The organism is Pseudodonghicola sp., assembly GCF_048268305.1.
Lineage (GTDB): Bacteria > Pseudomonadota > Alphaproteobacteria > Rhodobacterales > Rhodobacteraceae > Pseudodonghicola.
The window spans coordinates 336,693-349,448 of sequence record NZ_JBLWVT010000002.1 but is presented as its reverse complement, the minus strand read 5'-3'; the positions used below and the strand labels follow the sequence as shown (position 1 = coordinate 349,448).

Genomic DNA, 12,756 nt, shown 5'->3' with positions numbered 1-12,756 from the left:
GATGTCGGCAGCGACGCAATTGCGGGCTTTTGGGCGCGGATCGCCCCCCCTATAGTGGCGAAAACCAGGGCAAAAACTAGGGCAGCAGAACCAGTGTCGAGCCAAAGCTTCAATATTCTGATCATCGGCCAGTCGGGCCGGCTGCAATACGAGGCGCTGATCTTCGCCGCCTCGCTCCGGGCGATGAGCCCGGGGTTTTCCGGACGGCTGATCGTCGCCGTGCCGCAACCCGGGCCGCTGTGGTCCGGCGATCCGACGATCCGCAACGCCGAGGTTCTGACCGCGCTCGCCGATCTCGGGGCCGAGGTGGTGCCCTTCGAGAGCCGGATTTTCGGCGAGAGCTATCCGCAGGGCAACAAGATCGAGGCGCTGTCGATCCTGCCCGAGGGCGAGCCCTTCGTGTTCTTCGACACCGACACGCTGATCACCGGCGACCTGCTGCGGGTGCCCTTCGATTTCGATTATCCCGGCGCCTCGCTGCGGCGGGAAGGGACCTGGCCCGAGCCCACGCTCTATGGTCCCGGCTATGGCGCGATCTGGAAATCGCTCTATGACCGCTTCGGGCTGGATTTCGCCAGCAGCCTCGATCTGAGCCAGCCGGACGAATATTGGGAACGCTACCTCTATTTTAACGCGGGTTGGTTCTTCTACCGCTGCCCCAGGCGCTTCGGCGAACGCTTTGCCGCCTTTACCCGCTCGATCCGCGACGACCCGCCAATCGAACTGGCGGGCCAGAGCCTTGATCCCTGGCTGGACCAGGTGGCGCTGCCGCTGGTGATCCATTCCTTCGGCGGTGGCCGCGACGCCCTGCCCGACGGGATGCTCGATGGCGAGGTGAGCTGCCATTACCGGATGTTCCCGCTGCTCTACGCCCGCGAAAGCGACCGGGTGGTCGAGGTGCTGGAGGAGGTGACCGCGCCCAACAAGCTGAAGAAGGTGCTCAAGCAATACGAACCGATCAAGCGGCTGGTCTACCAGGGCCGCGGCGCCAAGGTGCGGGCGCTGTTCGACCGCGCCGCCCTGCCCCGCAAGGAACAGGCGATCCGCAACAAGATCAAGGCGAAGGGCTTCTGGATGCGGTGAGGAGACTGGCGGAAACCGATCTGGCCCGGGGTGTGGCTTCGATACCAGCATTCCGGAGGGGGCGGCCACGTATGAGGGCGTGTTTTCAGCTCGTCTCGAGCCTTGGTGCGCGAGGCAGAAAGGCAAGAAGAGCCGGCGGGAAGGGCGGGTTGCGGACATTCTCTGCGGTCGCGAAGCACTACCACAGTTGGGACCGAACCAGACGTTCAGCTTTAACTAATCGTTGCACCATTTCGCTGCTCTACAGATCCGTCTTGAGCCTATTGCAACCGTGGCTGCGAACGGCTCGAAATGACGTGATCTGTGATTAGCCGCCTTTTCCCGAGCCCTCTTTCCATGAAACTTCAACTATCCAATTGATCAAAAAGATTACCAAAGAGACCTCGTACGAACACCAATGCAGCATCGTCTTGTGACAATAGGCGGCGAACCGCCTTCTCGTAGTCCTCGATCTTTCGGAAACCGAGTTCGCTTGAGATGTTGGCCAGCGCCGAGGATTCCCGAACTGGACAGTTGGTGAGTATCGTCTCCCAGTCGCTGTCTGCCACCGCAGCGTCAAGCTCCACCTTTCGTGCCGCGTGAATTGCTTGGGCGTCGTTGGCAATCGTGATTGCTTGGCCATCCAAAAGATCATCATCATTTGGTAGCTGGTCCAAGATTAACTTCCTGACCGATTTCTTTGCAACCTTCTGACTTAGACGGTCAGTGTGATCAGCTACAGCAGCAACGCCGGCATTCACCGCTCTGCCAGCTATTGTGCGCGGATCGTCACCGGATACGTCCGCTTGTCGCGCAGCGATCCGGCTGATGATATGCGGATGGAAATAGATCGCCTCGACCGAATAAAAAGGAAGTGCGTAAACACCTTTTTGACGCTTGGCTTCGATTTGACCTGGAGAGTAGCCATCGCCATCAGCGATTCCGAACGCCCGCAGCCAGTGGAAGCCTTCTCCCGCTCGGCTCCCAACAACAGCTTGCTCAACATCGCGGCAATTGCCTTTGGGGATCACAGAAACCATAGGGAAGATCAGACTGTACAGGGGTTTGTCCAAACTGCTCTCGGTTCCTTCAACGAACAGAATTTTCCGACGCGCGCCGAGGAGGTCGCGTTTTAGGATGTCGTCAATCGATGTCTCTGCGGGAAGTTCGTCTGCCTGCCAGCCTCGGACGTTTTGACCGTTGAAGTTGCAAGACCGCAGCAACAGCGTCCTCGCCCCCGTAACCTCCAAGGGTAAATCATGGTCGTGGGTTGAAACAACGAAGCCACAGTCGGATCGTCGTTCAAAGAGTTGGCTCAGGAGCGGGGAGATAATTGAGCGGTGCAGATGTCGCTCCGGCTCGTCGATAATCAGAAGTGTTCCAGGTGGCGCGGTCAAGACGTTACCCGCGATAAGCAATGCATTGCGTTCACCGTCTGAAAGCTCTGCCGCGCTATATCCGGGACCGCCGTCCTTACTCGCCATCACTCGCTCGTTTTTCTGGATACTAATTGTAATCGGGATGTTTGATTGCCTAAGTAATTCGTTAATGATTGCAATAGGCGCTTCCACCTTGGCAGCTTCCGCTAGCCGGTCCATATCTCCGGCGTCGTAGGCGGCTTGCATCGAACGCGCGCGGACATTCTCTGCGTCTATCAGTTCATAAATCGTCATGCTCGCGCGCTGTGCGGCGTACTGATCTCGGTAACGGGCTTCTTGTGCCTGGTCCGTGGCCTTAATGTTTTGCTCAGTTTGGACCTTTTTGGCGGGCGTCATGTCCAACGCGTCTGTATTCATCCATGTCTGGCGGTGCGCCGAAATTTTCCTCACCTCATCCCGATTCTGGCTCGCAAATCGGTGCATCAAACTTGACTTGCCGGTACCGTTCGCACCAAGAACGAACAGCATTTGACCGGGCTCGAGTTGGAGCGTCGAGACCTCGGCGTTTTGAGCAGGGAAGTTCAGGTTAAACGGCATCGGATAACTCGTGGTGTAATAAAGGTCAGCAGAACATAAGGTGTATGGCCGCCAATGGTAACCTCTATTTAGCTTCCTACGGCTGAGATTTTTCGCCCTTCCCGGCGCATTGAACGGCAGGTCTAGTGATGCTGCGACGCCGTGTGGGGCCTTTCCTTGAAGCGCCAAGCAGCTGGGGACCTGCGGCACTCGAACAGAAGGTTCGCTTCCCGCCTATTCCTGTCGTCAGAGCATAAACCGCCTCCAGCCAGACAGCCCCCAACCAACCGCTGCGCCCCAAACAAAGATCGCGCCGGTTTCCCGGCGCGATCGGTCGTGGGTCCTGGGGCGGGGATGCCTCCCCCCCCGCTTACGCGGCGGGTTTATCCAGCAAGGTGTAGGAGGTGATGACCTCATCCTTCACCTGGGCGCGCTGGATCTTGCCGGCCGCGTCACGTTTGCTGCGGGCGCCGACGGCGCGTTTGATCAGGCGGCCGATCTGCTGATTCAGCGCCACACCGGCGCGGCCGGCGGCCTTGGGCTTGTCCGGCTCCGCCACGGCGGCAGCATAGAGTTTGACGAATTCCGCATCCGCATGGGCGCGCTTCATCACCTTGAGGATGAAATTCTCGTCAAAGGCGCCTTCGGCCTCCATCTTCTGCGCCAGGGCGATCACGTGATCGACCACGCCGCGGCGGGCACCGATCTGGGTGGCCAGCGGATCACCGGCGGGGGCCGAAGACAGGATGTGGTTCTCGGCCAGCTTCTGCATGAAATGGCCCATGTCCATGCCCTCGGCCTTGGCCTGGGCGGCCAGCGCCTTGCGCACATCGGTCTGCAGGGTGACGGTGATCTTGTTGGCGGCGTCGATACGGTCCATCCGGTCCTTGCGGCGGGTAGCCTTTTCGCCTTCCGGCTTGGCGGCGGCTTTCTTGCCGACCTTTCCAGCCGGCTTCTTGGTCTTGGCGGTCTCGGAATTCACTTCAAGTTTGGCGGCCATGATGCACCCCAGTTGAAAACATACTTCCCATGTATGTTGAGTCCCCTCCGCTGTCAACATACTTCGCAAGTATGTTGAAACCCCTGCCCGGCCCCCCGCGCAGAGCGCAGTTGTCACGCCCCCGGCGATGTCCTAACCCTTTGCCCGACACCGCTAACCAGAAAGGGAGGTTCACACGATGTCCGACACCCCCAGCTATGGATTTGACACGCTGCAGATCCACGCCGGCGCCCGTCCCGACCCCGCCACCGGCGCCCGTCAGACGCCGATCTATCAGACCACGGCCTATGTGTTCCGCGACGCCGATCACGCCGCCGCGCTCTTCAATCTCGAAGAGGTGGGCTATATCTATTCGCGCCTGACCAACCCGACCATCGCGGTGCTGCAGGAACGCGTCGCCACGCTCGAAGGCGGCGCCGGGGCGGTCTGCTGCTCCTCCGGGCACGCGGCGCAGATCATGGCTTTGTTCCCGCTGATGGCCCCGGGGCGGAACGTTGTCGCCTCGACCCGGCTCTATGGCGGAACGATGACCCAGTTCGGCCAGACCATCAAACGCTTCGGCTGGAACGCCAAGTTCGTCGATTTCGAGGATCTCGAGGCCGTCAAGGCCGCGATCGATGACGACACCCGGGCAGTTTTCGGCGAGTCCATCGCCAACCCGGGCGGCTATGTCACCGACATTCCGGCGCTGGCCGAGATCGCCGATGCCGCCGGCATTCCGCTGATCATCGACAACACCACTGCCACCCCCTATCTCTGCCGGCCGATCGAAATGGGCGCCACGCTGGTGGTCCATTCGATGACCAAATACCTGACCGGCAACGGCACGGTGATGGGCGGCGTCGTGGTTGATTCGGGCAAGTTCGACTGGTCGGCCTCGGACAAGTTCCCCTCGCTCAGCCAACCGGAGCCGGCCTATCACGGGCTGAAGTTCCACGAAACCTTCGGCGCGCTGGCCTTCACCTTCCACGGCATCGCCATCGGCCTGCGTGATCTGGGCATGACGCTGAACCCGCAGGCGGCGCATTACACGCTGATGGGGATCGAGACGCTGAGCCTGCGCATGCAGCGCCATTGCGAGAACGCCCAGAAGATCGCCGAATGGCTGGAGGCCGACCCGCGGGTCGACTACGTGACCTATGCCGGCCTGCCGACCTCCCCCTATCACGACCGGGCCGAGCGGCTTTATCCCAGGGGCACCGGCGGGCTGTTCACCGTGGCGCTGAAGGGGGGCTATGAGGCCTGCGTGAAATTCGTCGGCGCGCTGGAGCTGTTCAGCCATGTCGCCAACCTGGGCGATACCCGCAGCCTGGTGATCCACTCGGCCTCGACCACCCACCGCCAGCTCACGCCGGAACAGCAGCAGGCCGCCGGCGCCGGCCCCAATGTGGTGCGGGTGTCGATCGGGATCGAGGATGCCGACGACCTGATCGCCGATCTCGACCAGGCGCTGAGCAAGGCCACCGCCTGAGCCTTTCCGAGCGATCCGCCCCGCCGACATGGAAACGCCCCGGCAAATCTGCCGGGGCGTTTTCCGTTTCCGGGATGTCGGTCAACCGGCCTGAGGGGAACGCCCCTTCACTCGCCGATGGAGAACACCATCGAGACCGAGGCGTTGACCGAAACCTCGCCCGCCGCCACCGGCATCTTCGCCGCTGCCATCCGCATCGACATTTCCGCCATCGGCATCATCCGGCCGCCGCCGTTGTCATTGATCGAGACCACCGGCCCCAGGGTCACCCCGGCCGCATCGGCCAGCAGTTTCGCCCGCGCCATCGCCTCGGCCACAGCGGCCTTCCGCGCGGCATCCTCCAGCGGCTTCGGCTCTTGAACTCCGAACTGCAAGCCACTGAAATCATTGGCACCGTCCGCGATCACCGCATCCAGGATGCCACCCAGCGCCGACAGGTCACGCACCCGCACCAGAATCGTGTTCGACGCCACGAAGCCCGAGATGTATTGCCGCCCCTCGGCATCGCCCTTCTCCTGAGACCAGACCGGGTTCAACGACAACTGCCGGGTCTGCAGATCGCGCGGCGCGATCCCCATGTCGCCGAGCCGCGCCAGAATCGCCGCCACGCCCTCGGACGTCGCCTGCATCGCGGCGGCGGCCTCCTCGGCTTCATGTGTCACCCCGAGGGTGATGGTTGCCATATCGGGTTCGGCCTCGACCACGCCCTCGCCGGTCACGCTGATCTGGCGCGGCGCCTCCTGGGCCCAGGCCGGCGCACCGATCAAGGCGGCCAGCAGGGCTGCGGTTGCAATCAGTTTCTGTGTCACGGGCAATCCTCCTTGATCCGTAGCAGCTAGATGGAGGCAAGGCAGGCCACTCGGCAAGAGGCGACGGCGACGGGGGTCGGCAAGATACCGCCCAGATCGCCCCCGCTGTTTTCCTTTTCCTCAGCAATCTCCTGCTTTAAGGTCTGCCCGGGTATGCCCCGCAGCCCGGGAATTCCGCCGCGGGGACAAAGGTTAGGGAAATCGGCGGCAGCATGAAACCAAGTTTTGCGCTCTCATTGTCCTTTGAGGGGATCGCCCTGCTGCACCGTGCTGCCGGCGGCTGGAATCTGGTTGGCGAAGTGCCGCTCGACGTGCCCGACCTGGCCGTCGCGCTGGCTGATCTGCGCGCCCGTGCGCTCAGGATCGACCCCGAGGGGCTGAGCTGCAAATTGATCATCCCCAATGATCAGATCCGCTACATGCAGCTTGAGACCGGCCAGGCCGAGGATGAGGAGCGTCTGCGCCAAGTCCGCCAGGCCCTCGAAGGTGCCACCCCCTATGCGGTCGACGATCTGGCCTTCGATATCTCGGTCGAAGGCACGGTCACCCATATCGCCGCCGTCGCGCGCGAGACCCTGGCCGAGGCCGAGACCTTCGCCGCCGACCACGGCTTTGACCCGGTCAGCGTCGTGGCGATCCCCGGCGATCAGTCGTTTCTGGGCGAACCCTTCTTCGGCGCCACCAAACACGCCGGTTCGCGCGAGGTCGAGCCCGACGGCATCGCCGTGGTGATCACCGGCACCGCCCCTCTGCCCGAAACGGAACCTACCACGCTGGAGCCTGCCGAAGCGGAGCTGTCCGACCCCGAGCCCACAGAACCGGCGCCTCTGGAACCAGCGTCTGAGGAACCCGAGCCTCAGGACCCCGAGCCCGCCGCGCCCGAGCTGCCCACCGCCACAGCGGAGGAGACCCCTGCAGCGCTCGCGGAGATGCCTGAGACGCAGCCTGAGGAAGCGGCCGAGAACGATATGCCGCCCGAGGCGCCCCAGCCCGAGACGCCAGCGGTTGCGGCCCCGGTCAAGACGAAGGCGCCCGTCGCCGCGCCCGCGCCCGTCGGCTTTGCCAGCCGTCGGGGCAAGGTCGAGGGCGGTGCCGAGACCCCGCCGCCCCTGGCCGGCGTGCGCCGCGCCGAGGCGACGGCCGTCGCCAAACCGGTGCCCCCTCCTCCCGCCAGCGCCACCGCGAGCGTGATCGCCGCTGGCCCGAATGCCCGCAAGATAGCTGCGGCACCGCGGCCGGTGGCGTCGAAACCACAGGTCACTGCCGGCGCACTGCTCAACCGCAGCGCCGCCGCCTCCACCGCCGCCACCCCGGACAAGATCGAAGCGTCAAAGGGTCTGGTCGATCGCAAGGCGCCGCGCGGCACTGGCAAGCCGCGCTTTCTCGGGCTGATCCTGACCCTGCTTCTGCTGCTGGCCCTGGCCGCCGTCGCCGCCTGGGCAACCTTCTTCTCGGACGGCGGCAGCCTGCGCCGCACCCAGCAGACACCGACCGCCACCAGCCCGACCGATATCGAGGGCACGGACAGCGCCGCCCCATCGAGCGCCGCCGTGCCCGCCGAGGCGACCGAGCCCGCCACCGGCGCCGCTCCTGGGCTGACACCCGAGATCGGCGGCCTGCTTCCCTCGCTGACGGGCGTGGACGACACCCCCGAGCTCCCCGAACTGACCGCAACCGACAGTGCCGTGCTCGACGCGCTGCGCCAGGACGAGGCCGGCGCCACCGAGATGACCGCCGAGGCGGAAGCCGACCCGGAGCTGGAGCCCGAACCCGAACCGGAAATGGCGCAGCCCGAGACGACGGCCGAGGCTGATGCAGAAACCCTCTATGCCGCCACCGGGATCTGGCCCAACGCGCCCGAAGCCCTCGCCCCGCCTGCCGTCGAGGGAGACGACGATCTCTATGTCGCCTCGATCGACCCCGCCGACCTGTCACAAGATGCCGTCGCCCTGCCGCCCAGCACCAGTCTGGAGACCGACGGGGCGCCGAACGTCGTCACCTCTCCCGCCGCCGCCGGGCGGCGCTTCAAACTGGATGCGCGCGGGCTGGTCGAGGCGACGCCCGAGGGCAATGAAAACCCCGATGGGGTGATTGTCACCCTTGGCCGTCCGCCGGCGGTGCCGCCGGCCCTGCCGGTCCGGCTCACCGCCGAAGCGGAGACCGCCGCCGAAACCGACGCGCTGCGCAGCCATCTGACCGGACACCGCCCGCGCCCGCGCCCCACCGATCTGATCGAACAGACCGAACGCGCCCAGCTCGGCGGTCGCAGCCGCAACGAATTGGGCCGGGTCCGTGCACGCCTGCGTCCGAAAAGCGTCGAAGAGGCTGCCGCCCGCGCCGCGACCGTCACCGCTGCCGCTGCAGCGGCAGCGGCAGCGGCCATCGCCCCCGACAACGACGTCAGCAGCGCCACCGCCCGCGCCGTCGCCACCGCCCCGGTGCCGAAGGCGCGCCCGGCCAATCTGCCGGCCACTCTGCCGACCGAGACCCGCAGCTCGGCCAGCGCCTCGATCGGCATTCCCAGCCAGGAAGTTGCACCGGCACCGGCCGCGACCCCGGATCAGGAGATCGACGAGCCGGAGCCGACCACGGTCGCTCCCTCGCTGCCCTCCTCGGCCTCGGTGGCGCGCGAAGCCACCGTCAACAGGGCAATCAACCTGCGCAATCTCAATCTGATCGGCGTCTATGGCAGCGCCTCGAACCGCCGGGCGCTGATCCGCCTGCCGAACGGGCGCTACAAGAAGGTCAAGGTCGGCGACAGCATCGAGGGCGGCAAGGTGATCGCCATCGGCGAAAGTGAATTGCGCTACTCCAAGGGCGGCCGCAGCCTGACCCTCAAGCTTCCCAAGGGCTGAACCGACCTCGGGCATGATTGGGGCTCCGCCCTGGGCGTGCCCCGCACGCCCTCCCCGGGATATTTGGCCCGGGACATTTGGGGGGATATTTGGGCCAGATCGAAGAGGGTCGGCGCTCTCGTCTCAGCGCTGACCGTTCCCACGCGGGAAACGGGGCGCAGTCTGATGATCGGTCCGACACCAAAGCGAACGCGCGCGGGATATCCCGCGCGCGTTTTCTGTTTCGGTTCGGTAGAGACCCTATTTGGTGATGAGCTCGGGCCCCATGAAGGTGGTCGGCAGCCAGGTCGACAGGATCGGGATATAGGTCACCATGATCAGGAAGACGAACAACACCGCAAGGAAGGGCAGCGAGGCCTTGACCACCCGCATCATCGGCATCCCCGCCACGCCCGAGGTGACGAAGAGGTTCAGCCCGACCGGCGGGGTGATCATGCCGATCTCCATGTTCACCACCATGATGATGCCCAGGTGGATCGGATCAATGCCGAGCTGCAGCGCGATCGGGAAGACCAGCGGCGCCACGATGACGATCAGCCCCGAGGGTTCCATGAACTGGCCGCCGATCAGCAGGATGACGTTGACGATCACCAGGAACATCACCGGGCCGAAGCCCGCGTCCAGCATCGCCCCGGCGATCTGCTGCGGGATCTGCTCGTCCGTCAGCACATGCTTCAGGATCAGCGCATTGGCGATGATGAACATCAGCGTGATGGTCAGCTTGCCGGCGTCGAACAGCGTGTCGCGGGTATCGCGGTGAAAGAAGGCGGTCACCAGCGCCAGCGGCTTTTCCAGGAGCGTCAGGTTGCGCTGACCCTCGGGGCGCGCCAGGGGGCCCATGTCGCGATAGACGAAGGTGGCGACCAGAAAGGCATAGATGGCGGCGACGGCGGCGGCCTCGGTCGGGGTGAAGATGCCGCCATAGATGCCGCCCAGGATGATCACGATCAGCAGCAGCCCCCAGATCGCGTCTGACCCGGCTCTGAAGACCTCGCCCCAGCCCTGCCATTCGCCCTGCGGCAGGCTGCGCAGCTTGGCGATGATATAGATCGTCGCCATCAGCATGGTGCCGGCCAGCAGCCCGGGGATCACGCCGGCCAGGAACATCCGCCCGACCGAGACATCGGTGGCCGAGGCATAGACCACCATGACGATCGACGGCGGGATCAGGATGCCGAGCGTGCCGGCATTGGCGATCACCCCGGCGGCGAAATCCTTGCTGTAGCCGACCTGGCGCATGCCGGCGATGACGATGGAACCGATCGCCACCACGGTGGCCGGAGATGACCCCGAGAGCGCCGCGAAGAGCATGCAGGCGAAGACCCCGGCAATCGCCAGCCCGCCCGGGAAATGCCCCACCAGCGCGATGGAAAAGCGGATGATCCGCCGCGCCACGCCGCCGGTCGACATGAAGGAGGAGGCGAGCACGAAGAAGGGGATCGCCAGCAGGGTGTAATGCCCCGCCATCGCCTGGAAGAAGCTCTGCGCGATCGAGGCGAGCGAGGTGTCGCTGAGGATCAGCAGGAAGACGATCGAGGAAAAGCCAAGCGAGACCGCGATCGGCACGCCGATCAGCATCAGCCCGATGATCATGGCAAAGAGAAGGACGACTTCCATGGGCTCAATTCTCCCGGTTCAGGTGGGCCACGTCTTCGATGGCGTCTTCCGCCTCGTGGCTGACGATCATGCTGTCGACGCGGCCGGTGATCAGCCGCCAGGTCGCCTGCAGCACCCGGAACAGCAGCAGCGCCATGCCGAAGGGCAGCATGAAATAGGGGATGAACCGCGGGATCTTCTCGTAATGCTCGCCATCGTTCATCAGCGGTTCGATCCAGCGCAGCCAGCCCGGCATCGGGATATCGACCACCTCGTACCAGCCGCGGAAGGAGGTGCGCTTCATCTCTTCGAAGCCGGTGGGGAACCAGCGGCCAGTGGTCTGCGGCAGGTTGGCGAAATTCGCCCAATAATCCCAGGCCCCCTTCAGCAGCAGGCAGGCATAGGCGATGAAGATCGCCGCCGAGACCAGCGTCAGCAGCCGGCGCGGACCGGGACGCAGCGCGTTCAGGACCGCGTCGACCCCGAGGTTGGCGGTGACCTTAACCGCATAGCTGATGCCGAAGAGGACCAGCCAGGCGAATAGGAAGGTCACCGCCTCGAGCCCCCAGATGATCCCGGTATTGAAGCCATAGCGCAGAACGACGTTGACGAAGGTGATCATCGTCATCAGCCCGAGCAACACGGCGATCACCGTCTTTTCGAACTCTTCCACCGCGCGGCCCCAACCGGACTGCGGCGTAGTATGGACCGACATGGCATTCCCCCATCGGCTATGGATTGTCAGAAAAAGGATGTGGTGTCGCGACACCGGGCCCGGCCCCCGAAGGGAACCGGGCCCCGCGATCCCTGGATCGCGATCAGTGTTTGGCGTTGATCGCCTGCGCAGCGTCGATGTTGTCCTGGCCCACGTCGGCGACGAATTCCGCCCAGACCGGTTTCATCACGTCGACCCAGGCCTGACGCTGTTCAGGGGTCAGTTCGCGGACCACGCCGCCGGCGGCGATGATGGCTTCCTTGGCCTCTTCGTTGACCTTGAAGGATTCCGCGTTGCGGGACTCGGTCACTTCCTTGAGGATGGTGGCGAACTGGTCGCGCACATCATCAGGCAGGCTGTCCCACCAGTCGACCGAGGTCACCACCATATAGTCGAGCAGCCCGAGGTTGGCCTCGGTCACCCCGTCCTGCACTTCGAAGAACTTCTGGCCATAGATGTTCGACCAGGAGTTCTGCTGACCGTCGACAACGCCGGTCTGCAGCGCGCCATAGACTTCGGAGAAGGCCATCGGTTGCGGGCTGGCGCCCATCGCCTTCATCTGCGCCTTCAGCACGTCCGAGTTCTGCACCCGGAATTTCAGCCCCTTGGCATCGGCCGGCCAGATCAGCGGCTTGTTGGCCGAGATCTGCTTCATCCCGTTGTGCCAGAACTGCAGGCCCAGGAGGCCGCGGCGCACCATCACCTCTTTCATCTTCTGGCCGGTGTCGGAGTTCTGGAACTCGTCCACCGCGTCGATGTTCTTGAACATGAACGGCAGGTCGAAGATGCGGAAGGTCTTGGTGAACTGTTCGAATTTCGACAGCGACGGCGCGGCGAGCTGGACGTCGCCCTGCAGCATCGCCTCGAGCACCTGATCGTCGTTGTAGAGGGTCGAGTTCGGATAGACCTCCATGCAGGCCTTGCCGTTCATCTCTTCGTTGACCCGCTTTTGCAGCAGCGTCGCGGCGATCCCCTTGGGGTGCTTGTCGGTATTGGTGACATGGCTGAACTTGATGACGATCTCACCCTCGTCACAGCCCTCAGCGAAAGCCGCCGGAGCGGTCAACCCCAGCGCGATGGCGACACCCGCCAGACCAAAGAATTTCATCGGATACTCCTCCCCGATTTACAGTCCTTGCCCGGGCGCAAACCCGGCCCGCACCGGGAATCGGTGCGTTGCGCGTAGTGAAACGATTCGAATCGCCTCCCTCAAGCATCGACCGACAAAGACGGGCAGGTTTCATTTTCTTGCGTTCTTTCATGACGTTGCTTCCCGAATCGAAGCAAGATCAT

General features: G+C 64.0%; 9 protein-coding genes. 3 read left to right on the top strand and 6 right to left on the bottom strand.

What is annotated here, in order from left to right; all coding sequences use genetic code 11:
* Positions 1-93: 93 nt before the first annotated feature.
* Positions 94-1,083: a hypothetical protein gene (locus ACN0V4_RS04775; RefSeq protein WP_417673537.1), complete on the top strand. Its 990-nt coding sequence runs from the start codon at positions 94-96 to the stop codon at positions 1,081-1,083.
* 344 nt (positions 1,084-1,427) lie between these two features.
* Here ACN0V4_RS04775 and ACN0V4_RS04770 read toward each other — a convergent pair whose 3' ends face one another.
* On the bottom strand, positions 1,428-3,038 hold the full coding sequence (locus ACN0V4_RS04770) for an AAA family ATPase (RefSeq protein ID WP_417673535.1): 1,611 nt from the start codon (positions 3,036-3,038) through the stop codon (positions 1,428-1,430).
* 349 nt (positions 3,039-3,387) lie between these two features.
* On the bottom strand, positions 3,388-4,017 hold the full coding sequence (locus ACN0V4_RS04765; protein ID WP_417673533.1) for a hypothetical protein: 630 nt from the start codon (positions 4,015-4,017) through the stop codon (positions 3,388-3,390).
* A gap of 178 nt (positions 4,018-4,195) precedes the next feature.
* Between ACN0V4_RS04765 and ACN0V4_RS04760 the strand changes: the two genes are divergently transcribed.
* The gene (locus ACN0V4_RS04760) at positions 4,196-5,488 is read left to right on the top strand and encodes an O-acetylhomoserine aminocarboxypropyltransferase/cysteine synthase family protein (RefSeq protein ID WP_417673531.1); all 1,293 of its coding nucleotides are present in this window, start codon (positions 4,196-4,198) and stop codon (positions 5,486-5,488) included.
* Between the two features lie 107 nt (positions 5,489-5,595).
* Here the strand turns inward: ACN0V4_RS04760 and ACN0V4_RS04755 are convergent, their stop codons facing one another.
* Complete coding sequence (locus ACN0V4_RS04755; RefSeq protein ID WP_417673529.1) at positions 5,596-6,297, bottom strand: SIMPL domain-containing protein; 702 nt, start codon at positions 6,295-6,297, stop codon at positions 5,596-5,598.
* 212 nt (positions 6,298-6,509) lie between these two features.
* Between ACN0V4_RS04755 and ACN0V4_RS04750 the strand changes: the two genes are divergently transcribed.
* The gene (locus ACN0V4_RS04750) at positions 6,510-9,152 is read left to right on the top strand and encodes a hypothetical protein (protein WP_417673527.1); all 2,643 of its coding nucleotides are present in this window, start codon (positions 6,510-6,512) and stop codon (positions 9,150-9,152) included.
* Between the two features lie 240 nt (positions 9,153-9,392).
* On the opposite strand, the gene ACN0V4_RS04745 is transcribed toward ACN0V4_RS04750, so the two are convergent.
* The 3 genes from ACN0V4_RS04745 to ACN0V4_RS04735 all read right to left on the bottom strand — a co-directional run bounded on the left by ACN0V4_RS04745 (position 9,393) and on the right by ACN0V4_RS04735 (position 12,571).
* Positions 9,393-10,769 (bottom strand): TRAP transporter large permease, encoded by a 1,377-nt coding sequence (locus ACN0V4_RS04745; RefSeq protein ID WP_417673525.1) that lies wholly within the window; start codon positions 10,767-10,769, stop codon positions 9,393-9,395.
* Positions 10,770-10,773: 4 nt separating this feature from the next.
* Positions 10,774-11,463 carry a TRAP transporter small permease gene (locus ACN0V4_RS04740; RefSeq protein WP_417673523.1) on the bottom strand — a complete coding sequence of 230 codons (690 nt, stop codon included), beginning with the start codon at positions 11,461-11,463 and terminating at the stop codon, positions 10,774-10,776.
* A 103-nt stretch (positions 11,464-11,566) separates the two neighbouring features.
* Positions 11,567-12,571 carry a DctP family TRAP transporter solute-binding subunit gene (locus ACN0V4_RS04735; protein WP_417673521.1) on the bottom strand — a complete coding sequence of 335 codons (1,005 nt, stop codon included), beginning with the start codon at positions 12,569-12,571 and terminating at the stop codon, positions 11,567-11,569.
* Positions 12,572-12,756 lie beyond the last annotated feature (185 nt).

What these genes read in the sequence shown, in the direction of transcription:
- ACN0V4_RS04765 (WP_417673533.1), bottom strand. Translation starts at nt 4,017, where the DNA reads ATGGCCGCCAAACTTGAAGTGAATTCCGAGACCGCCAAGACCAAGAAG.
- ACN0V4_RS04750 (WP_417673527.1), top strand. Translation starts at nt 6,510, where the DNA reads ATGAAACCAAGTTTTGCGCTCTCATTGTCCTTTGAGGGGATCGCCCTG.
- ACN0V4_RS04735 (WP_417673521.1), bottom strand. Translation starts at nt 12,571, where the DNA reads ATGAAATTCTTTGGTCTGGCGGGTGTCGCCATCGCGCTGGGGTTGACC.
- ACN0V4_RS04770 (WP_417673535.1), bottom strand. Translation starts at nt 3,038, where the DNA reads ATGCCGTTTAACCTGAACTTCCCTGCTCAAAACGCCGAGGTCTCGACG.
- ACN0V4_RS04745 (WP_417673525.1), bottom strand. Translation starts at nt 10,769, where the DNA reads ATGGAAGTCGTCCTTCTCTTTGCCATGATCATCGGGCTGATGCTGATC.
- ACN0V4_RS04760 (WP_417673531.1), top strand. Translation starts at nt 4,196, where the DNA reads ATGTCCGACACCCCCAGCTATGGATTTGACACGCTGCAGATCCACGCC.
- ACN0V4_RS04740 (WP_417673523.1), bottom strand. Translation starts at nt 11,463, where the DNA reads ATGTCGGTCCATACTACGCCGCAGTCCGGTTGGGGCCGCGCGGTGGAA.